20 protein-coding genes are annotated in these 21,609 nt (G+C 55.6%); 4 read left to right on the top strand and 16 right to left on the bottom strand.

Annotation, left to right across the window (positions count from 1 at the left end):
* Position 1: 1 nt before the first annotated feature.
* On the top strand, positions 2 to 1,597 hold the full coding sequence (locus tag ACT3T6_RS09660) for an ATP-binding protein (RefSeq protein WP_193053304.1): 1,596 nt from the start codon (positions 2 to 4) through the stop codon (positions 1,595 to 1,597).
* Here ACT3T6_RS09660 and ACT3T6_RS09665 read toward each other — a convergent pair.
* From ACT3T6_RS09665 to hemB, 3 genes are all read right to left on the bottom strand, one after another.
* Positions 1,560 to 2,498 (bottom strand): LysR family transcriptional regulator, encoded by a 939-nt coding sequence (locus tag ACT3T6_RS09665; RefSeq protein ID WP_193053303.1) that lies wholly within the window; start codon positions 2,496 to 2,498, stop codon positions 1,560 to 1,562. The genes ACT3T6_RS09660 and ACT3T6_RS09665 overlap by 38 nt on opposite strands.
* A 175-nt stretch (positions 2,499 to 2,673) precedes the next feature.
* Positions 2,674 to 4,866 carry a polyphosphate kinase 1 gene (ppk1, locus tag ACT3T6_RS09670; RefSeq protein ID WP_193053302.1) on the bottom strand — a complete coding sequence of 731 codons (2,193 nt, stop codon included), beginning with the start codon at positions 4,864 to 4,866 and terminating at the stop codon, positions 2,674 to 2,676.
* A gap of 121 nt (positions 4,867 to 4,987) precedes the next feature.
* The gene (gene hemB / locus ACT3T6_RS09675) at positions 4,988 to 6,001 is read right to left on the bottom strand and encodes a porphobilinogen synthase (protein ID WP_193053301.1); all 1,014 of its coding nucleotides are present in this window, start codon (positions 5,999 to 6,001) and stop codon (positions 4,988 to 4,990) included.
* A 172-nt stretch (positions 6,002 to 6,173) separates the two neighbouring features.
* Here hemB and elbB point away from each other — a divergent pair, with 172 nt between their 5' ends.
* Positions 6,174 to 6,833, top strand: coding sequence for an isoprenoid biosynthesis glyoxalase ElbB (gene elbB / locus ACT3T6_RS09680; protein ID WP_193053300.1), 660 nt, complete (start codon positions 6,174 to 6,176; stop codon positions 6,831 to 6,833).
* Between the two features lie 113 nt (positions 6,834 to 6,946).
* On the opposite strand, the gene tatC is transcribed toward elbB, so the two are convergent.
* From tatC to ACT3T6_RS09745, 13 genes are all read right to left on the bottom strand, one after another.
* Positions 6,947 to 7,729, bottom strand: a complete 783-nt coding sequence (gene tatC / locus ACT3T6_RS09685) for a twin-arginine translocase subunit TatC (RefSeq protein WP_193053299.1) — start codon at positions 7,727 to 7,729, stop codon at positions 6,947 to 6,949.
* Entirely contained in the window at positions 7,726 to 8,157 is a 432-nt protein-coding gene (gene tatB / locus ACT3T6_RS09690) for a Sec-independent protein translocase protein TatB (protein WP_193053298.1), read from the bottom strand. Before tatB ends, tatC begins: the two co-directional genes overlap by 4 nt.
* Positions 8,158 to 8,160: 3 nt before the next feature.
* Complete coding sequence (gene tatA / locus ACT3T6_RS09695) at positions 8,161 to 8,427, bottom strand: Sec-independent protein translocase subunit TatA (RefSeq protein WP_193053297.1); 267 nt, start codon at positions 8,425 to 8,427, stop codon at positions 8,161 to 8,163.
* Positions 8,428 to 8,463: 36 nt separating this feature from the next.
* The gene (locus ACT3T6_RS09700) at positions 8,464 to 8,823 is read right to left on the bottom strand and encodes a phosphoribosyl-ATP diphosphatase (protein WP_193053296.1); all 360 of its coding nucleotides are present in this window, start codon (positions 8,821 to 8,823) and stop codon (positions 8,464 to 8,466) included.
* A gap of 84 nt (positions 8,824 to 8,907) precedes the next feature.
* Positions 8,908 to 10,530 carry a ubiquinone biosynthesis regulatory protein kinase UbiB gene (gene ubiB / locus ACT3T6_RS09705; RefSeq protein WP_193053295.1) on the bottom strand — a complete coding sequence of 541 codons (1,623 nt, stop codon included), beginning with the start codon at positions 10,528 to 10,530 and terminating at the stop codon, positions 8,908 to 8,910.
* Complete coding sequence (locus tag ACT3T6_RS09710; RefSeq protein WP_087105919.1) at positions 10,527 to 11,186, bottom strand: ubiquinone biosynthesis accessory factor UbiJ; 660 nt, start codon at positions 11,184 to 11,186, stop codon at positions 10,527 to 10,529. Before ACT3T6_RS09710 ends, ubiB begins: the two co-directional genes overlap by 4 nt.
* Positions 11,187 to 11,226: 40 nt before the next feature.
* The gene (gene ubiE, locus ACT3T6_RS09715; RefSeq protein ID WP_172117386.1) at positions 11,227 to 11,982 is read right to left on the bottom strand and encodes a bifunctional demethylmenaquinone methyltransferase/2-methoxy-6-polyprenyl-1,4-benzoquinol methylase UbiE; all 756 of its coding nucleotides are present in this window, start codon (positions 11,980 to 11,982) and stop codon (positions 11,227 to 11,229) included.
* A 176-nt stretch (positions 11,983 to 12,158) separates the two neighbouring features.
* A complete protein-coding gene (locus ACT3T6_RS09720; protein ID WP_193053294.1) occupies positions 12,159 to 12,542 on the bottom strand; it encodes a gamma-butyrobetaine hydroxylase-like domain-containing protein in 384 nt (127 codons plus the stop codon).
* Between the two features lie 92 nt (positions 12,543 to 12,634).
* The gene (hslU, locus tag ACT3T6_RS09725) at positions 12,635 to 13,957 is read right to left on the bottom strand and encodes an ATP-dependent protease ATPase subunit HslU (protein ID WP_172117388.1); all 1,323 of its coding nucleotides are present in this window, start codon (positions 13,955 to 13,957) and stop codon (positions 12,635 to 12,637) included.
* Between the two features lie 10 nt (positions 13,958 to 13,967).
* The gene (gene hslV / locus ACT3T6_RS09730; RefSeq protein ID WP_172117389.1) at positions 13,968 to 14,501 is read right to left on the bottom strand and encodes an ATP-dependent protease subunit HslV; all 534 of its coding nucleotides are present in this window, start codon (positions 14,499 to 14,501) and stop codon (positions 13,968 to 13,970) included.
* Between the two features lie 174 nt (positions 14,502 to 14,675).
* The gene (locus ACT3T6_RS09735; RefSeq protein ID WP_193053293.1) at positions 14,676 to 15,431 is read right to left on the bottom strand and encodes an SPOR domain-containing protein; all 756 of its coding nucleotides are present in this window, start codon (positions 15,429 to 15,431) and stop codon (positions 14,676 to 14,678) included.
* Positions 15,432 to 15,434: 3 nt separating this feature from the next.
* Complete coding sequence (argS, locus tag ACT3T6_RS09740) at positions 15,435 to 17,120, bottom strand: arginine--tRNA ligase (RefSeq protein WP_172117391.1); 1,686 nt, start codon at positions 17,118 to 17,120, stop codon at positions 15,435 to 15,437.
* 168 nt (positions 17,121 to 17,288) lie between these two features.
* Positions 17,289 to 19,508 (bottom strand): primosomal protein N', encoded by a 2,220-nt coding sequence (locus tag ACT3T6_RS09745; RefSeq protein ID WP_193053292.1) that lies wholly within the window; start codon positions 19,506 to 19,508, stop codon positions 17,289 to 17,291.
* A 148-nt stretch (positions 19,509 to 19,656) separates the two neighbouring features.
* On the opposite strand from ACT3T6_RS09745, the gene rpmE reads away from it, so the two are divergent.
* Complete coding sequence (gene rpmE / locus ACT3T6_RS09750; protein WP_087105934.1) at positions 19,657 to 19,872, top strand: 50S ribosomal protein L31; 216 nt, start codon at positions 19,657 to 19,659, stop codon at positions 19,870 to 19,872.
* A gap of 356 nt (positions 19,873 to 20,228) precedes the next feature.
* Complete coding sequence (locus ACT3T6_RS09755; protein WP_172117393.1) at positions 20,229 to 21,500, top strand: malic enzyme-like NAD(P)-binding protein; 1,272 nt, start codon at positions 20,229 to 20,231, stop codon at positions 21,498 to 21,500.
* Positions 21,501 to 21,609 lie beyond the last annotated feature (109 nt).

A 21,609-nucleotide genomic window follows, 5' to 3' on the forward strand; every position in this document is an offset into this window, starting at 1 on the left:
TATGCAGCGGCTGCTTAGCCATAGCGCGTTTTTAAAATTCTATCTACTGCTAGGCTTGGCGCTTTGTGTCGTACTGCTCATCGCGCTCGGCGGCCGCTCTTTTATTGAACAAGTACGGCGTGAGGATTACCACGAGCAGCTGGCAGCACTGCCCATGTCATTAATGACCCAGCAACTGGCCGGTGTCTCCGAAGAAGAAAGAAATTCGCTGGTTAATTACTTTGCCGAGCGGCTGGGTATGCAGCTTACTTTGCGGCGTATGAGTGAGGTAGAGCTTGGCTACTTCGCTGATAAACGCATTGAGCGTGGTAGCGTATTGGTGACTGAAGATCCTTGGCGTCTTCGTCAGCGAGTGCCTGAAAGCCAATGGTTTTTGGAAGCGACCCTGCCTGCCTGGAGCGAGCGCCAATGGGAGGGCAGCCTGCTGCTGCTGGGCGAGTGGCTAAAAGCCTTGCCACGTGACGAGCGAGAAGCCAATCTGACGTCGCTGCGTTCCGGCAACTGGCCGCTCACTCTGCTTAATACGCTGCCCGATAACATAACGTCTCAACAGAAAAGCCAACTGGCGTTAGGCAACGTATTAACGCTGCTCGTATCCGAAAAACTGGCCGTTAGCCTGCTTTATCAACTGCCCGATGAAGACGTCTGGTTAATGGCCGGTCCTGTCTCGCGCGGTGATACGCTGCCCATGAATTTACAATTGCCGCTGTTGATTGGTGTCATGGCTGTGCTGGGTTTAATTATCTATCTGATTATGCGCAGCATCGAAGCACGTATGGCGCGCCTTGAACTGGCGGCTACCCGGATTGCCAGCGGCCGTCTTGAAACGCGCGTAAAAATAGAAAGTGACGACTTTCTGGGCCGATTAGGCATGGCGTTTAACGGCATGGCAAGCCAAGTGCAAACGCTGCTGCGTGGCCAGCAAGAGATGATTCGTGCGGTCTCCCATGAGCTTCGCACGCCGGTGGCGCGTATTCGCTTTGCCGTACAGATGGTCGAGGACATGACTGATCAGCCCGCTATTCGGCGCCAGTTGCAGGGAATTGATGCCGATATTTCGGAGCTTGACGAGCTGGTGGATGAAATCCTTACCTATGCTCGCTTGGGCGGTGAAACGGTGAACGGGGCCGAGCTTGAAATGGCGCTGGTGGACTGCCGGGCAATGGCCGAGCGTGTGATTGATACGCTGGCGCCACTCAATGAAGGGCTTACTATTGAACTGGCGGATGGGCCGGATATTGAGCTTTTAGCCGAGCCTCGCTATTTACAGCGGGCGCTGCAAAACCTGGTGGGTAACGCCTGCCGCTATGGCAAAAAACACCTTATTATCCGGCTTTGGAGCGAAGATCAGCTGGTGCGTATTGATGTTGAGGATGACGGCCCAGGCATTCCGGCAGATGCCCGTGTGGATATTTTTAAGCCGTTTACTCGGCTGGACGATAGTCGGGCCCGCAGCCTGGGAGGCTACGGCTTGGGCCTCTCCATCGTGCAAAAGATTATGGCGGGCCACGGCGGCAGCGTCACCGTGGATACCAGCCCTGCGCTGGGTGGCGCACGCTTTACGTTGCTGATTCCTCGTCGTGAGTCGCTGGTTTAATGCCTGTGAGTACCGCAAACGAGGTTTCACGTGCGGTACGTAGAAAATCCTTCATCCAGGGCGCTTCCAGCGTCTCTTCTCGAACGGCCGCATACAGCGTGCTCCAAATGCCGTTTTCACCCAGCTTAACGGCACTGACGTAATCGCGCTCCAGATACTCCGTTAGCGCCCAGTTGGGCAGGGCACATACGCCTCGGCCGCTGGCGACCAACTGCATCATCATGATGGTAAGTTCGGCGGTGCGAATCTCCTGAGGACGTACGTTTGCTGGGTCTAAAAACTGCGTAAACACATCCAAGCGTGCCTGCTCTACGGGGTAGGTGATCAGCGTTTGGTCTGCCAGGGCTTGAGGCTTGATAAAGAGCTTCCCTGCATAAGCGTGCTGGCGCGCTACGGCCAAAAGCCCTTCATAGCGAAACAGCGGCGCATAGTGAACACCCTCCAGTGCCTGAGGGTCGGCAGTAATGACCAGATCCAACTGCTCGCGTGCCAGCGCTGGTAGCGGGTCAAAGTGATGGCCGCTGGGAATATCAATTTCCACTTCCGGCCAGTGGTCGCGAAAGTAATCGACGGTAGGCATTAGCCATTGAAAGCAGCTGTGGCACTCAATGGCCATGTGCAGCCGCCCCTGCTCGCTCCCCGCCAGCCGGGCCACGTCGCGTTCGGCTTTACGCACTTCCGGAAGTATCTGGTCGGCCAGGGCTAATAGCCGTAAACCTGCCCGAGTAAACTCGACGGGTCGTGTTTTACGCACAAAAAGCGGGCTGTTAACCCGACCTTCCAGGTCTTTGAGCTGGTGCGAAAGGGCCGACTGGGTAAGGTGAACGCGTTCGGCGGCCTCCACCAGTGAACCCGTTTCACGTAGGGCAAGCAGTGTGCGTAGGTGGCGTAACTCAATCATGGATAATATCTTTCAATTTGAAAGGATTTATCATGACAGTCTCTCATGTACTTGGCTATTGGCGTAGGCGTCTTTGCATGAGTTTAAAAGTGTGAGAAGCGTGCTTGCCAGCAGTAAAGCCGCTTATTAACGGCATTACTGCGCTTACTGGATTTTTCCGGTCATGCACATTGTGCTAGCTTTTGGATGCGAACGCGTAAAGCAGGGTCTCCTGAGCGCTGATCGCATCGCTATCACCGGGGTCCTGCAAGCGATAGGAGCCATCGTTTTGCAGCAGCCAGCTCTGGCAATTATCGACCAGGTAGGTTTCCAGGTCTTTACGCACTCGGGTGGCGAGCTTTTTATCCAATAGCGGAAAGCAGGTTTCTACCCGATGGAACATGTTGCGCGACATAAAGTCAGCGCTTGAACACCAGGTTTCCGATTTACCGTCGTTATGGAAGTGAAACACCCGGGTGTGCTCCAGAAAACGGCCAATAATCGAGCGCACACGAATGTTTTCAGAAATGCCCGGAAGGTTGGGTTTTAGGCAGCACATGCCACGGATAATCAAATCGCACTCAACGCCCGCCTGGGAGGCACGGTAAAGCGCTTTAATCAGCTTGGGCTCGGTGAGTGAATTACACTTGATAATGATATGCCCGCGCTTACCCTTTTGTGCCAGCTGTGCTTCACGGTCAATCATCTCCACCAAACGCTCATGCAGCGTAAACGGTGCGTGCAGCAGCGTATCAATTTTGCGCGCCCGGCCCATCCCTGAAAGCTGCTGGAAGACCTTGTGCACATCGGCACATAGCGCTTTGTTGGCGGTTAACAGGCTGTAGTCGGTGTAAAGCTTGGCGGTTTTAGAGTGATAGTTGCCCGTGCCCATGTGCGCGTAGTGGCGCAGCTCGCCCTTTTCACGCCGGACAATATGCAGCATCTTGGCGTGGGTTTTATACGCCATAATGCCGTAAATATCGATGGCCCCGGCTTCCTGTAGGCGTGAGGCAAGCTGAAGGTTATCTGCTTCGTCAAAGCGTGCGCGTAGCTCGATAACGACGGTGACTTCCTTACCTTGACTCGCGGCATCCACAAGCGCGCTCACAATAGACGATTCGGCGCCGGTGCGGTAAAGCGTCTGTTTAATGGCTAGAACGTTTGGGTCGCGAGCCGCCTCACGCAGTAGTTCCTCAATAGGTGAGAACGACTGGAAGGGGTGGTGAAGCAAAACATCGTTCCTGGCAATCGAGTCAAACATGGAGCTGATTTTAAGCGTCTTGGGCACACTCGGCGTATACGGGCGATACACCAGTTCGGGGCGATCAACATCTCCCAGCACCGACATCATGCGGGTCAGGTTAACGGGCCCTTCAACGCGATAGAGATCCTCGGCATCAAGCTCAAACTGGCGCATTAAAAAGTTGGTCAAGTCGTCGGGGCAATTATCGGCGACTTCCAGGCGTACGCCTCTTCCATAACGGCGGGCCAGTAGCTCGCCTCGCAGCGCCGAGGCCAGGTCAGAAACCTCTTCCGGGTCGACGGTCATGTCGGCGTTGCGCGTCAATCGGAATTGATAGCAGCCGCGCACGCGCATACCGGGAAATAGCTCCTCAGCATGGGCGTGAATCATGGAGGAGAGGAAGATATATTCAGAGTAGCCTTCGGCGCAAAGCGCTTTGGGAAGCGCCATTAAACGCGGGAGCGAGCGAGGGGCAGGAAGAATGGCCATGCCGCCTGCACGCCCAAAGGCATCTTTACCTTCCAGCTCAACAATAAAATTAAGGCTCTTATTGACCAGCCGTGGGAAGGGGTGCGAAGGATCAAGGCCTATCGGGCTGATGACGGGCATGATCTCGTTATTAAACATCTCATGTACCCACTGCTTTTGCGCTTCGGTCCACTGTGCGCGGCGCCGAAAACGCAGGCCCTGTTGCTCCAGGGCGGGTAGCAGCGTGTCGTTAAGAATTTTGTACTGACGAGCGATCTGCTGGTGGGCAATATCGGAAATTTCAGCAAGCACCGCCTTGGGCAAACGGCCATCGGCCGCTGTTGTATCATCGCCCATGGCCATCTGGTGTTTTAAACCCGCCACGCGAATTTCAAAAAATTCATCCATGTTGGATGAGAAAATAAGCAGGAACATCAGTCGATTAAGCAGTGGATGCGCATCGTCCAGTGCCTGTTCCAGAACGCGAATATTAAATTGAAGGTGGGAAAGCTCGCGGTTTAAATAGAGTTGGGGATCATCCAGATCGGTTTCACTAAGGGTATCCTTGGCGTGCACACCGTTGGGCGTACGATTAATGCGTAACGGTAAACCATCCATTTCAACGTTGGGTAGTTCGCTCAGTGATAGCGCTGTAGATGGTGTAACGTGATCGTCCATATAAGGCTCCCCCGCATTAATGGCTTCAAACTAGCATAGCGTGATACCTGCCGTGCAAAGCAGTATGCGGGAGAAAGATGACAGAAAAATGTCATATATCTGTCATCTTGAGGGCGGGCTTCTAGCGTTGGTTCTGCAATAGTCGAGCGGCTTCCAGTGCAAAATACGTCAAGATACCGTCGGCCCCGGCACGTTTAAAGCACATCAGTGATTCCAGGATCACCGGCTCGGCTTCCAGCCAGCCGTTATCGAACGCGGCGCGGTGCATGGCGTACTCACCACTTACCTGATAGGCAAAGGTGGGCACTTTAAGCTCGGTTTTAACCCGATGCACCACGTCCAGATAGGGCATGCCGGGTTTCACCATGACCATGTCAGCGCCTTCACTGATATCCATGGCCACTTCGTGCAGCGCTTCATCGCTATTGGCCGGGTCCATCTGGTAGGTACGCTTGTCGGCCTTGCCTAGATTGGTCGCCGAGCCGACCGCGTCACGAAATGGGCCGTAGTATTTGGAAGCGTACTTGGCGCTGTAGGCCATGATCCGCACATTGTGCAGAAGCTCTTGCTCCAGTACTTGGCGGATAGCGCCAATGCGACCATCCATCATGTCTGAAGGCGCGACAACATCCGCCCCGGCTTCAGCATGGGAAAGTGCCTGCTTAAGCAGCGTTTCTACCGTGCGGTCGTTCTGAACGTAGCCTTGCTCATCTAAAATACCGTCCTGGCCGTGGCTGGTGTAAGGGTCCAAGGCGACATCGGTAATAATGCCCAGCTCAGGCAACGCCTCTTTAAGCGCGCGCACGCTGCGCTGAACCAATCCGTTGGCATTATAAGCCTCTTCGGCAAGCTCGCTTTTCTGCTCGGTACCTACCACTGGGAAGAGCGCCAGCGCGGGAATACCTAACGCAAACGCTTCCCTGGCTTGTTCAATCAATAAATCAATCGACAGGCGCTCAACGCCGGGCATGGAAGCAATGGCTTCACGCTGATTTTCACCCTCTAAAACAAACACCGGCAAGATTAAATCAGACGGTGTCAGGGTCACTTCCTGCATCAACCTACGGGAAAAATCATCGCGGCGCATGCGGCGCAGCCGAGTGTTAGGAAACTGGCGGGGAGTGAGTGTGCTCAAGAGGTCTCTCCGTAATAAAGGGTCATAAATAAAGATGCCCATAGGCTTGGATTGAGTATATCAGGCATGTCTTACGGCGAAAGCCGTCTTGTGGCAAACCGCCACACTGACTAAAGTGAGCGATTGCTTTGCTGTATTGCATTCGGCAGACACTGCGATAAGGGAGATAGGCATGACCAAACAGGTGGCAGTGGTATTAGCGGGTTGTGGCGTTTTTGATGGTTCTGAAATTTATGAAACCACGTTAACGCTGTTGCGTTTGGACCAGTTGGGCATCGGTTATCGCTGCTTTGCGCCCGATATTGAGCAACATCATGTTGTTAACCACCTCACTCAGGAAGCTGTAGAAGGTGAGTCACGCAACGTGCTTCAGGAGTCAGCGCGCCTTGCGCGTGGCGACATCCAGCCGATGGCTGAGCTAAAGGCTGATGAGTTTGACGCGGTCATTGTGCCGGGTGGGTTTGGCGTGGCGAAGAATTTGTCTGACTTTGCAAGCGCAGGGGACGGCATGCAGGTGTTGGAGGCACTAAAAGACGCGCTTTCCGGCTTTCGGGAAGAGGAAAAACCGATTGGGTTAATGTGTATTGCGCCGGTATTGGTGCCACGGCTTTTGGGTGAGGGTGTTGCGGTTACCGTGGGCCATGACCCAAGTGTGTCGGGGGCTATCAGCGCCATGGGTGGCCTGCATCGCAGCTGCGCAGTGGGTGACATTGTGGTCGACCTGGAGCACCGAGTGGTCACCACGCCCGCCTATATGCTGGCAACGCGTATCAGTGAAGCCGCCACCGGTATTTTTAAGCTGGTAGACCGCATTGACGAAATGATGGGCTAATAAGCGGTAGACGCTGCGCTATAAAAAAGCCTCTGTCATGAATAATGACAGAGGCTTTTTAACGTGGTGATAACGTCAATAACGATGCGGCTTTCAGGTGATAGAAGCGCTGTTTACGGCTCCTGTTCTTCGGTGGCTTGCTCATCACGCCGCTTGCGCACCAGGCGACCAAATAGCAGGCCTACCTCGTAAAGCAGGTACATGGGCAGTGCCAACAGGCTTTGTGATACCACATCTGGCGGCGTTAGCAGCATCCCTATGACAAAGCAGCCCAGAAAAACATAGGGCCGCTTTTTGGAAAGGCTCTCTACGCTGGTGGCGCCCGACAGGATTAGCAAAAAGGTCGCAATGGGGATTTCAAACGCCACGCCAAAGGCGAAAAAGAGCTTCAGTACAAAGTTCAGGTACTGGTTAATATCGGTCATGACCGTGACGTTTTCAGGCCCGGCCTGGGTGAAAAAGGCAAACAGTAGCGGAAATACCACATAGTAGGCAAAAGCCGCACCCGCATAAAAAAGCCCAATACTTGAGACCAGAATAGGGATGGCCAGGGCTTTTTCATTATCGTATAGCCCTGGCGCGATAAACGCCCATGCCTGATGCAGTACAAAGGGTATAGCGATAAAAACGGCGACCACCAGGGTTAGCTTAAAAGGCGCCAGAAAGGGCGAGGCTACTTCGGTCGCAATCATCTGCGAACCCGGCGGTAGCAGAGCCATCAGCGGCTCGGCCACAAAGCCATAGATATCATTGGCAAAAGCATAAAGGCCCAGAAAAACCACTAAAATGACCACCACCGCACGGACAAGGCGCATGCGAAGCTCAATCAAATGCTCAATCAATGGGGCCTGCTGCTGATCGTTCTGGGATTCCCGAGCGTCGCCAGGGGTACTCATGGGTTCTGACTATCCTTTTTAGAGGTCGCCTTTAAGGGCTCGTTGGAGGTATGGGGCGCCGCTTCGTTCACTTCCCGCTGCGCTTCATCCAACTGGGCACTTGCCTGGGCTACACGTTGCTCCGTTTCACTCTGGCTTGTCGATGAAGAAGTGCTGCGCGAGGAGGGAGTGTCGAGAATACTCTCAACGTCTTTTTTAGCACTCTTCAGACTATCTTTAATGGTCTTTTGCTGTTCGTTCAGCGTTTGGCGCAGCTCTTCTGCTTCAAGCTGCGCGCTAATTTCGCGCTGCATGCCGGATATCGTGCGCTTGATTTTACCAACCCAAAGGCCTGCCGTACGCGCCGCCCGAGGGAGGCGCTCAGGGCCAAGTACCAGTAGTCCCACGACACCGACAAGCATCAGTTCAAGAAAGCCGATATCCAACATAAATTATTTGGGCTCTTCGTTACGGGCCTTGCGATTTTCTTCGGCCTGAACGTCATAAGTGTTGCCAGGTTCTTCGTGGCTAACCTTGGCATGTGGAGGCTCGGCGTCTTTCTTTTCGTCGTCTTTCTCGTCTTCATGCACCGCTTTTTTAAAGCCTTTAACCGCGCCGCCCAGGTCGGTGCCCACATTGCGTAGCTTTTTGGTGCCGAAGATTAAAATAATGATGCCTAAGACAATTAGCAGCTGCCAAATACTGATGCCACCTAACATATGCGTATCCTCGTTAATTCAAATGCGTGTTATTTATTATGGCGTACGTGCGGCTTTTTCGACATGGCCGGAAATGCCAAAGCGCCGCGCCAACTCGTTTAACACATCCTGATGATCCAGCTCCAGGTGAGAGAGCATAACCAGCGTATGGAACCAGAGGTCGGCGGTTTCCGAGACCAGAGCCTGGCGCTGCTCGTGGCTGCCGTGTTCTGCATCCTTTGCGGCAAGCAGCGTCTCGGTGGCTTCTTCACCCACTTTTTCGAGTATCTTGTTCAAACCCTTATGATGCAAGGAGGCAACGTAAGAATCTTCAGAAGAAGCGCTGCGCCGCTGCTTTAGTACCTCGGCGAGGGTGTCCAGTACGGGGGCGTGATTAGACGTTAAAGAGGTATTCATGAGTCTCCTTTACAACAGTGAGCATCATCATTCGTAAGTGAAAGTCCCACCACGTGCGAACGTCCAACCACGTTTATAACAACGCTATTGCCATAACAGTAGCAGCAAGCCAATGGCGGCTGCGCCTAAAATCGGCCAATCTTGAGTAGCGGCCCAACTGACAAGCGGCTGCCAGGCCAGTGCAATCGCTACCAGGAGCAGGCCAATCCGTAAGCGGTGATGGCGTTTTCCTTGATCCGCCATTTGGCGCTGCATGTGATGAATCGAGTCGACCTGTTGGTGACGCTGGCGATGTTCAACTTCCATCCGGGTCAGCGCCTGGTGGGCAAGAACGGGCAGTTCAGGCAACTGATGAGAAAGCTCAGGCGCTTGGCGCTTTAACGACTCCCACAGCCCGCTAATGCCCGCGCGGTCTTTCATCCACTGCTCAAGATAGGGCTTGGCAGTGCTCCATAGATCCAGTTCCGGATAGAGCTGGCGGCCAAGGCCTTCAATATTGAGCAGGGTCTTTTGCAGCAGTACCAACTGAGGCTGGACTTCCATATTAAAGCGCCGAGCCGTTTGAAAAAGCCCTAACAGTACTTGGCCAAAGGAAATGTCTTTTAAAGGCTTTTCAAGGATCGGCTCGCAAACGGTGCGGATGGCCGCGGCAAACTCATTCGCGCGAGTATTCTCGCCCACCCAGCCAGATTCGATGTGCAGCGCGGCGACTTCATAATAGTCTTGATGGAAAAATGCCAAAAGGTTACGCGCGAGATAGTCCTGATCCTCGCGGGTTAAACTGCCCACAATCCCACAGTCGATCGCAATGTATTGAGGATCTTCGGGATTATCGCAATTAACAAAAATATTACCCGGGTGCATATCCGCGTGGAAGAAGTTGTCGCGAAATACCTGGGTAAAAAAGAGTTCTACGCCGCGCTCAGCGAGTTTCTTTAAGTTGACCCCACGGGCGGTCAGCGTCTCCATATCCGCGACGGGTACACCGCGAATACGCTCCTGAACCATCACGTGTCGACGTGTGAAAGGCCAATAAATAGTCGGTACAAACAGCAGCGGCGAATCCTTGAAGTTACGCTTGAGCTGTGAGGTGTTAGCCGCTTCTTTATAAAGGTCCAGTTCGTCGAATAGCGTGGCCTCATAGTCGCGAATCACTTCGACCGGGCGCAGTCGGCGGGCTTCAGGCACCTTGGCAAACAGTTTGGCAACTTGATACATCAGCGCCATGTCCTGGCGCATGATGCGGTCGATACCGGGGCGGATAATTTTAACCACCACCTCTTCGCCGGTATGTAGCTTGGCCGCATGTACCTGAGCGATGGATGCCGAGGCAAGTGGCGCCTGCTCGAATTCAGCGAACGCTACATCAAGTGACATCTCCAGCTCTTTTTCGACCCGGGCGGCGGCAAGTTCGCCCGGAAAGGGCGGCACCTGATCCTGTAGGCGCCTAAGCTCGTTGGCGACATCATCCGGCAAGAGGTCTCGACGCGTGGAGAGCATCTGGCCAAATTTGATAAAAATAGGCCCCAGCGCTTCCAGCGCCAGGCGCAATCGCTCGCCACGACTGCGATGACCAACCGAAAAAAGTCGCAGCGGTGAAAACCATAAAAGCGCTCGCAGCCAAAACGGCAGCCGCTCCATGGGGATCAGAGTGTCTAGCCGGTGGCGCGCAATAATCCAAAGAATTTTGAACAGACGCAGGCTCATGCCGACGGCTCCTGTGAGGCAAGCGATGAGTCACGCACCAGACGGCGATGGAGTCGGTTAAAGCGGGCTTCCAAACGGTCAGTTGCCACTTCAAGTTCGGTTAAGTGGTCACGCAGCACATCACGCTGCTGGCGGCCTGGCAGTAAACGCGCTTCTTCAAATACATACTCTGAGACATCCTGAAGAAGCTCATTCTTGGTACGCAGCCCCCAGCGCGTCAGGCGGCGCACGCCTTCCGCCAACGAGTGAGCGGGGATATCGCCCAACCAATTGGCAAGCTCGGCTTCCCAGTCGATATCCAGGTCAAACAGCAGGTCGCGGGTAGCTTCCAGCAGATGAAGGCGTCCGCGCACCGCGAGCTTGCCGTCAAACATGAGCCGCTCAATGGAGGCGCCGCTGATCCATTCAGAGAAGGTTTCAGGTGTGAGTTCTACCACTGCGTCGACATCGGCTTCGTCTACGTCATCGCCACGGAGTAGGTCAATACCCGCCAAATGGTAATGCAGTACCAGCTGCAGATGTGGCTTTTCCAAACGCACCAAAAGCCGACTGCCCGCCAGGGCTGCTAAGCGAGCCGGTGCGGCAGGGTCGCGAGCGAGCAGGGCATTAAGCGTACGTTCACAACCGGCCAACACAAGTGTCGGGGTTAACAGCATGCTGACCTCGTGATCGTTGATACCACTATCGACGATAACGTCATAACTTGATGCCACGGTGCAGGGCCACAATGCCGCCCGTCAGGTTGGTGTACTCCACCCGCTCAAGGCCTGCTGCTTCCATCATCGCTTTAAGCGTTTCCTGGTTCGGGTGCATGCGAATGGACTCCGCTAAATAGCGGTAGCTTTCGCCGTCTCCAGCGACAAGCTCGCCCATTTTAGGCAGCAGGCGGAAAGAGTACTCATCGTAGGCTTTAGAAAGCAGCGGGTTATTGGGCTTGGAGAACTCCAGCACCAGCAAGCGGCCACCCGGTTTTAGCACGCGGGCCATGGAGCGTAGCGCGGCGTCTTTGTTGGTCACATTACGCAAGCCAAACGCAATCGTAATACAGTCAAAGCTATTGTCAGGGAAGGGCAAGCACTCAGCGTTGGCCTGAACGTATTCAACATTGCCACCGACGCCATTATCCATCAGCTTGTCGCGGCCAACCTTCAGCATGGAGGCGTTGATGTCGGCAAGCACGACTTTGCCGCGCGGGCCAACAATACGTGAGAACTTAAGGGTTAAATCACCGGTCCCCCCCGCGATATCTAAAACGTGGTGGCCGGGGCGAACGCCCGCACGCTCAATGGTGAAGCGTTTCCATACACGGTGGATGCCCATCGACATTAAGTCGTTCATAACGTCGTAACGGGCGGCGACAGAGTGGAATACATCCGCTACACGTGATGCTTTCTCGTCGACCGGGACTTCTTGATAACCAAAATCGGTGGTGCGCTTTTCCGTGGGGCTCATGGGGCTTTAGCTCCCGAGTTCGAGGCGGTAACAATCGACCAGATGGTCGTCGTATAAAAAGTTTGGCGATATTGTAGCCTTGTCTGCCCCAATTTGTCTGCGCCTGGTCGGATGCGCTGGGTCATGGTTTTTGAGTTTGGTTCTTGGCTTATGGTTCTTGAAGCATGCTTCTCGAATCACAGCTGCTTGAATTGGATACCTGCCGGCTCGCGCGATGCACCGGCTTCTTTTAGCCGCTGCAGGTAGTTCTCCCAATAGGCTTTTTGATGCGTGGCGAGTTCAAACAGGTATTCCCAGCTATAAATGCCGCTGTTATGCCCGTCATCAAAGTAAAGCTGTAGCGCATAGTTGCCTGTCTGGACGATGTTTTGTAGCCCAACATCCTTTTTACCGACTTGAAGCACAGCGGTATCACCGCCATGACCACGTACCTCTGCAGAGGGCGAGTAAACCCGCAAAAACTCTATCGGCAGCCGGAAGCTCTCACCGCTGGCATAGCCAAGCTCAAGTTCGCGGGCCTTTTTATGATAGTGAACCCGGTTGGGGGCGGGAGCGTTCATGCACAAACCTCTTGGCTCATTGCCGAGATAGCTTGCCCACCTTCTGCGCCCCATTGAAACAGGCATCAGTGGGCAAGCGATTTAAGCGATCATTACAGGATATAGCGCGACAGGTCTTCGTCGACAGCCAGTTCACCTAGTTGGGCATTCACATAATTGGCATCAATGACCAGCGGGCTGTCCATATCGCCGCCCTTGAACGAGGCTTCTTCCAGCAAGCGCTCCATCACGGTGTGCAAGCGGCGAGCGCCGATATTCTCGGTGCCTTCGTTAACCTGCCAGGAGATCTCGGCGATACGCTCAATCCCGTCAGGGGTGAACTCAATACCCAGCCCTTCGGTTGCCAGCAGCGCCTGGTACTGTTTGGTCAATGATGCGGATGGCTCGGTCAGAATGCGCTTGAAGTCGCCCGGCGTTAGCGCATCAAGCTCCACGCGGATCGGCAGACGGCCCTGTAACTCGGGGATCAAGTCAGACGGACGCGCCAAGTGGAAAGCGCCGGATGCGATGAACAGGATATGGTCAGTTTTCACCATGCCGTACTTGGTGGAAACCGTAGAACCTTCGATCAACGGCAGCAGGTCACGCTGAACGCCTTCACGAGACACTTCACCACCGCTGGACTGTCCGCTGCCCTTGGCAACTTTGTCGATCTCATCCAGGAACACGATGCCGTGCTGCTCTACGGCCTCAACGGCACGCGCTTTGATTTCATCTTCATTCACCAGCTTGCCGGCTTCTTCATCGCGCAGCAGTACCAGCGCTTCTTTGACCGTTACGCGGCGCTGCTCGCGTTTCTGCTGGCCCATGTTGGAAAACAGGCTCTGCAGTTGATTGGTCATCTCTTCCATGCCGGGCGGCGTCATGATGTCGACACCCGCGCTCTGGGAAGAGACCTCTATATCGATCTCTTTATCATCCAGCTGGCCTTCGCGCAGTTTTTTGCGGAAGCTCTGACGCGTGCTGGAGTCTTCACGAGGCTTGTCTTCCTGGCCGCGGGGCGGCGGCAGAAGCGCATCAAGCACGCGATCTTCAGCGGCATCATCGGCACGATGGCCAACTTCCTCTTTGGCATGCTCGCGCACCATTTTCATGGCCGATTCCATCAAATCACGAATGATGGATTCCACATCGCGGCCAACGTAGCCTACCTCGGTAAATTTAGTGGCTTCTACTTTGATAAACGGCGCACGGGCGAGTTTTGCTAAACGACGCGCAATCTCGGTTTTACCCACACCGGTTGGCCCGATCATCAAAATATTTTTCGGGGTTACTTCAGGACGCAGGTCGTCGTCAAGCTGCATGCGGCGCCAGCGATTGCGCAGCGCAATGGCAACGGCGCGCTTGGCGTCTTGCTGGCCGATGATGTATTGATCAAGCGCGTGGACGATTTCGCGGGGTGTCATCTGAGTCATTAAGTCAGCCTCAACGTTCGTTGGTATTCAGCTCTTCGAGCGTCACGTGATGGTTGGTGAATACACAGATGTCACCGGCAATTTGGAGCGATTTCTCGGTGATTTCACGCGCGGAAAGCTCGGTATTCTCAAGCAGCGCTCGGGCACTTGCCTGGGCAAAGTTGCCGCCTGAGCCAATCGCGATAATGCCGCGTTCAGGCTCAACGACATCGCCGTTGCCGGTAATGATCAGCGAGGCGCTGTGGTCAGCGACGGCAAGCAGCGCTTCCAACCGGCGCAGGGCGCGGTCGGTGCGCCAGTCTTTGGCTAGCTCAACGGCCGCCTTGGTCAAGTGACCCTGGTACTTTTCAAGCTGGGCTTCAAAGCGCTCAAACAGCGTAAATGCGTCAGCGGTGCCGCCTGCAAAACCGGCGAGCACTTTGCCACGGTAAAGGCGACGCACCTTGCTGGCGTTGCCTTTCATCACGGTGTTGCCAAGTGATACCTGGCCGTCGCCTGCCAGGGCAACCTGATTACCGCGACGTACGGATACGATAGTGGTCATGGAGATAACTCCTTGGGGGAGGCGTGCTCCCGATAACTGAACGGCCGCTTAAACGATGATAGAGCGACCGCCTATAAAAGACGATGAACAATAAAATGCGGGCGGCTGATAAAAAATCAACCGCCCGCTGGGTAACGCCTACCGCTTTATTCGTTTGAGGCCCGGTTCTTAAAATCAGTTTTGCAGCTGTATCAACAAGGGTTCAATGCCTTGCGTGGTCATTAAATCCTGGGCGCGGTTCAACTCGCGTGTGTCTTCGTAAGGGCCTACCTGGACACGGTGCCACGTATCGCCGCCCGCTTGCACTTCGCTGATTTGCGCCAGTAGGCTCAAATTACGTAACCGGCTGCGTAGTTGCTCGGCATCGCTTAGCTCACGAAACGAAGCGGCCTGCAATACGTAGCGATTAGGCGCGCTGGTGCTGGTGGGGGCTGTCGGCTGCGCGGTACTTGCCTGCTCTTCCGGCCGCGTGTTGGCCGCAATCACCTGAGCGATAGGGTCGTCAGTTGATGATGTTTGGGGTGAGGCGCGCTCGGCGGCTTGCACATCAACTTGCTCGGCAACTTCCGGGCGGGTAACGCTTGAAGGAAGCGTGACGCCTGGGGCAATGACCTCGGTCTCAGGCAGCAAGGTATAGAACTCGAACGTGGGCATCGAGGGTTCGCTTGCAGTTTCGTTTTCCCTGGCGGCGGCACGCTCGGCACTTTCGGGTTTGGAGAGTACCGTTGCCTGCGGCTGGTCACTTGGCGTGTCCTGCCAGGGCGCCGTGCCGTGCTGGTGCTGAGCAAGGAAAAAACCTGCGGCCATACCGGCAAGACCCCATACCCACCCCGGCAGGCGAAATCCTCTGCCTTTGGAGGAGCGAGGGGCTTTACGCTGCGAGGTAGCGCCCTGGCGAGGGCGAGCAGGCTTTTTGCGCGGGCTGGCCATGGCTTACATCTCCTCGGGGGCACTAACGCCCATCAAGTCCAGGCCATTACGCAGTACCTGACGGGTTGCCAGACCCAGCGAGAGACGCACGTTACGAAGCGTATCGTCTTCGACCATGACTTTGACCGCGTTGTAGCAGGTATGGAAATCCCCCGCCAGGTCCAGTAGATACTGCGCCACTTGCTGCGGTTCGCGGTTTTTCGCCGCGTTTTGAACCACTTCTGGATAGCGCGCCAGGCGGTTAAGCACGGCTTTTTCCTGGTCGCTTCCCAGCAGCGCGAGATTGGCAAGCGCCAGGGCGTGATCAAAAGGCTGGCCCGCTGCCTCTGTTTTACGCAGCATGCTGCTTACGCGCGCGTGGGCGTACTGAATGTAGTACACCGGGTTGTCGTTGGACTGTGAGCGCGCCAGGTCAATATCAAAAGTTAGCTGGGAGTCGGCGCGGCGTGCCGCGAGGAAGAAGCGCGTGGCATCACGGCCCACTTCATCAATCAGGTCACGCACCGTAACGTAGCTGCCTGCCCGCTTGGAGAGTTTTACTTCGACGCCTGAGCGCGTGACCATCACCATCTGGTGCAGTACGTAGTCGGGCCAGCCTTTGGGAATGCCCACTTCCAGCGCTTGCAGGCCCGCACGCACACGGGTAACGGTCGAGTGGTGGTCGGCCCCCTGCTCGTTAATCACGGTGGTAAAGCCGCGCTGCCATTTATCCAGGTGGTAAGCAACGTCGGGCAGGAAGTAGGTATAGCCGCCTTCACGCTTGCGCATGACGCGGTCTTTGTCATCGCCAAAGTCAGTGGTACGCAGCCACATGGCGCCATCTTCTTCATAGGTGTGGCCGTTGGCGACGAGTTTTTCAACCGCTTCGTTGACCTTGCCGTCCTGATAAAGCGATGACTCCAGGAAGTACACGTCAAATTCAACGCCGAAAGCCTTTAGGTCCAGATCCTGTTCGCGACGCAGCCAGGCAACGGCAAACTCTTGAATAGCCTCCAGGTCATCAGCGTCTGCCTTGGCGGTTACTTCGCGATCATCAGCAGTGACCGTTTTACCCGCCAGGTAGTCGTTAGCGACATCGGTAATGTATTCGCCGCGATAGCCGTCTTCCGGCCAGCTTTCATCATCAGGGCCCAGATTTTTGGCGCGCGCCTGTACCGAACGGGCCAGGTTGGCAATTTGCGCGCCGGCATCGTTGTAGTAAAACTCACGCGTGACATCGTAACCGGTTGCTTCCAGCAGGCGGCACAGGCAGTCGCCAATCGCGGCGCCGCGGCCGTGGCCTACGTGTAACGGGCCTGTTGGGTTGGCCGATACAAATTCGACCTGCACTTTTTCCGCCTTGCCCATCATGCTGCGGCCAAAGGCGTCGCCGCTATCCAGCACTTGCGCCACAATTTGGGCGGCGGCATCTGCGGCGGCAAAAAAGTTGATAAACCCGGGCCCAGCAATTTCGGTTTTTTGAAGTGCATCGCTTTCTGGCAGCGCGGCAATCAGCGCCTCGGCCAGCTCACGAGGGTTCTTACCAGCAGGCTTGGCCAGCATGAGTGCCAGGTTCGTGGCGTAATCGCCGTGCGCCTTGTCTTTGGTGGGGTCAACTTTGATGTTGGGCTGAAGGTCATCAGGCAGCACGCCTTGGTGCTTAAGCGCATCAATGGCGCCGTTGAGCAGGGAAACAATCGTGTCTTTCATTTAGGTATCCGGGTAACGTCGGTGGCGGCGTGTGCAAGTGCGCACTTACGAAGTGCATCAGCAAAGCGGCCATTATCAGCATTTGGCGCGCAGTTTCAAAGGTGTTGATGCGATCCTTGCATAAGTGCCCTTGGTAATCCTGGCTATTTTCAACGGCGGCGCCGCAGGCTAGGCAAGCGTTTGAGGGTCGATATCAATCGACCAGCGCACCTTGCGCGCCTCGCGGTTGGCCTCAAGCCATTGCACCAGCCAACTGGCCGCCACGTGCAATTGACTGCGCTTATTGGCGGTCAGCATCAAGTGCATGTGGTAGCGATTTTGGCGTCGCTCCATGGGCGCAGGCACGGGGCCCAGGCAGTAAGTGGTAAGGCCTGAGGTTTTCAGCCACTCGCGCAGCGCTTGGCCCGCCTGTTGCGCTAAGGCAAGGGCCGCCGGTTCCTGGGGGCTTTCGATCCGTAGTAGTGCCATAAACGTGAACGGCGGCAGGTGTGCCTGGCGGCGCTCTTCCAGCAAGTTTCTCGCCAATGCTCCGTAGCCCTGTTCGGCCAGCAGCCCTAAGTGGGGGTCATCCGGATGCAGTGTTTGCACCAGTACTCGCCCCTGGTCGGCTGCGCGTCCTGCGCGCCCAGCCACCTGTTCCAGCAGCTGCGCGCTATGCTCCAGGGCACGGAAGTCGGCGGCGTAAAGGCCGCCGTCAGCATTCACCACAACCACCAGTGTGACATGAGGCAGATGGTGCCCTTTGGCAAGCATCTGCGTACCCACCAGCAGGCAAGGCTCACCCCGCTGAATCTCCTTTAGGATCTGCTCAAAGCTGTCTTTCTTGCGGGTGCTGTCGCGATCAATACGGTGCACGGTGACCTTGGGGAAAAGGCCCTGGAGCGTCTCTTCGGTACGCTCGGTGCCGCTTCCCAGCGCGCGTAAGTCGCCGCTGCCGCACTCGGGGCAGGCATCCGGCAGGGCACGACGACTATCGCAGTGGTGGCAGGCAAGTAACGGCGGCTGGCGGTGCAGCGTCATGCGTGAATCGCACTGGCCGCATTCCGCCATCCAGCCGCAGGCGTGGCAGGCAAGCGACGGCGCAAAGCCGCGCCGGTTGATGAAAATCAGCACCTGCTTGCCCGCACTCAAGGTGCTTTTGATCGCTTTGATAGCACCCGGTAGCAGGCCCCCCTGGCGGCGCTGGTGGCGTAAATCAAGAAGCTCCAGCTTGGCGGGCTGATGACGGCTGGGCCGCTGAGTAAGGCGCAGGTGGCGATAACTACCGGAAAGCGCCTGCTGTAGGCTCTCAAGCGAAGGCGTGGCGCTGCCCAGCAGTAGTGGAATGCCGTGGTAATGAGCGCGTGCAACGGCCAGGTCGCGGGCGTGGTAACGCAGCCCGTCGTGCTGCTTGTAAGAGCCGTCGTGCTCTTCATCGACAATGATCGCGCCTGGGTTGGCAAGCGGGGTAAAGATCGCCGAGCGTGTTCCGATGATAATCAGCGCCCGCCCGTTTGCCGCGGCTTCCCAAACGTCCAGCCGTTCGGGGTCGGTTAAGCCGGAGTGGAGTGCCACCACGGGCACCCGAAAACGGTTTCTAAAGCGCGCCAGGGTTTGCGGCGTCAGGCCGATTTCCGGCACCAATACCAGCGACTGCTTGCCTTTGGCGGCAATTGCTTCAATAAGCTGCAGATACACTTCTGTCTTGCCGCTGCCGGTAACGCCTTCCAGCAGGCAAGGGTGGTAGCTTTCAAGCTTTTCGTGTAGCGCCGCAAGGGCGGTGGCCTGCTCACGATTGAGCGGCAGTGCCGGTGTGGCAAGCAAACTGCCACTCGGCGTCTCGGGGGCGGTCAGGGTGATTTCCTGGTGGGTGACCAGCCCCTTCTTGCCCAGTGCTAGCAGCTGGTCGCGGCTAAAGCCGTGGGCGCTGACAGCCCGTGAAGGCAGGCCGTGCGGATGCTGGCATAAAAGCGCATACAGCTCGGCTTGTTTGGGCGCTCGGCTTAAATCCGGCGGGGTATGCGTTACGGCAAACCACAGCGTTTGCGTGCGCCCAGCCATTGGGTGGCCCTGGCGCAGCCGTGCAGGCAGCGCATGATGGAGCGTATCGCCCAGGCTGTGTTGGTAGTAGCGTGCGGCAAACCGGCATAGCCACAGCCAGTCATTGGGAAGTGGTGCATCATCCAGCGCTTCGCTGACAGCACGTAACTGGCTGCGTGGTAGTTCGCTGGTGGCAGCCAGTTCAACTACCACGCCCACCACTTCGCGCCGCCCAAAGGGTACGCGTACACGAAGCCCAGGCTGCCAGCCGCAAGGGGGAGTGCGGCTGGCGGGCAGGTAATCAAACAGGCGTCGGAGTGGGGACGGCAAGGCGACTTTTAGCACCTGCAAAGAAACAGTGTCAGGCAATTGGCCTCCGGCGATAAGTTTTGCTAAAATATGCGGCCGCTCTGAATCTAAACGATCAGACGGTTAACCGGTTAGTAGTTTTTCCAAACCCGTATGCGGTGCCTGGCAACGGATCAGGTGGCGGCATACCGCTTGAGAGATCATCACGATGAGACAAGGTATTCACCCGAATTACAATACGGTCACCGCTAACTGCTCTTGCGGTGCTAGCTTCCAGGTAGGCTCTACTTCTGGCCAGGATTTCTCGCTAGACGTATGCTCCAACTGCCACCCGTTCTACACAGGTAAGCAGAAGCAAGCGACCACCGGTGGCCGTGTAGAGCGCTTCAACAAGCGTTTCGGCGCTGCTGTTAAGCGCGGCTAATCCTGACGGATCAGCCACACTGCAAGTGCGGGTAAAATACCAGGTACTTGTAAGAAAAACCCACGCTACGGCGTGGGTTTTTTTATGGGCGAATTTCTATAAATGCCTGTTTGGATGAACAAATGGCGAGATGGAAGGGTTTTTCATAAATGCTGCGATACAGCAATAAGCAATGCGTTATAGCTAAAATGCTTCTGCATAAGATTCAGCAAATGGTTGGGAAAAGTAATTAACGTGAAGGAAAAATCGCTAAAAAAAGCGTTTTCTTTTTGAGTTGACGGCGCGCTTGAGGCGCCTTGGGTTTTTCTATATTCTGGAAGCACTTATATCTATTTTAGGCTAATTGGACCCTCATTATGACGGATGCAAATAAGCAGGCAGCACTGGACTATCATGCGAAACCGATTCCTGGCAAGCTATCGGTGGAGTTAACCAAACCCACCGCAACAGCCCGGGACTTGGCACTGGCATATAGCCCAGGCGTTGCTGAGCCGGTTCGCGAAATTGCCCGCGATCCTGAAAATGCTTACCGTTATACGGGCAAGGGAAATTTGGTCGCCGTTATTACCGATGGCAGCGCCATTTTAGGCTTGGGGAATCTTGGCCCGCTGGCCAGTAAGCCGGTGATGGAAGGCAAGGGCGTATTGTTCAAGTGCTTTGCCGGGATCAACTCGGTAGATGTTGAAGTAGACGCCGAAAGCCCGCAGGCGTTTATCGACACCGTTGCCCGCATTGCCGATACCTGGGGCGGCATTAATCTTGAAGATATCAAAGCGCCCGAGTGCTTTGAGATTGAAAAAGCGCTGGTTGAGCGCTGCAATATCCCCGTCTTCCACGATGACCAGCACGGCACGGCTATTGTAACGGCTGCGGGTATGCTGAACGCGTTGGAAATCGCTGGTAAAACGATAGATAGCGTGAAGATCGTTTGCATGGGGGCCGGTGCGGCAGCGATTGCCTGCATGCGCCTGCTGGTTTCGTGTGGCGCCAAAAAAGAGAACCTGGTGATGCTGGATCGCCGTGGCGTTATCCATACCGGCCGTGAGGGTATCAATGAGTACAAGGCAGAGTTTGCGCTGGATACTGACATGCGCACGCTGGATGATGCTATCGACGGCGCCGATGTGTTTATTGGACTTTCTGGCCCAGGCTTGCTGTCGGCTGAGCAGGTTAAAAAGATGGCCGCTGACCCGGTGATTTTCGCCTGCACCAACCCGGACCCGGAAATTCATCCTGACGTTGCCCGTGAAGCGCGCCCGGATGTGATTATGGCGACCGGCCGTTCAGACTTCCCAAACCAGGTAAACAACGTGTTGGGCTTTCCGTTTATTTTCCGTGGGGCGTTGGATGTGCGCGCTACACGGATTAACGAAGCCATGAAGCTTGCCGCTGTGCATGCGCTTAAGGATCTGGCCCGCGAGCCGGTTCCCGAGGAAGTGTTGAATGCCTATGAGCGTACGGAAATGAGCTTTGGTCGTGAGTACATTATCCCCACGCCAGTCGATATTCGCTTGCTGGAGCGCGTTTCTTCCGCGGTGGCCCAGGCGGCAGTAGATTCAGGCGTGGCGCGCAAACCGTACCCGGCTCACTACCCGCTCAAAACGATCGATGAGGCTTATGGCCAGTGATGTTTCGGGTGTTGTTTAACACGCCGGTTTAATCGCTACTATCAACGCCCGCACTTGCTGCGGGCGTTGTGCTTTTAAGGAGCGACGTCTAAAGGCTTTTGTACGAAGC

The organism is Halomonas sp. 72 (genome assembly GCF_052379785.1).
In the GTDB taxonomy this organism is placed as follows: Bacteria; Pseudomonadota; Gammaproteobacteria; order Pseudomonadales; family Halomonadaceae; genus Vreelandella; species Vreelandella citrativorans.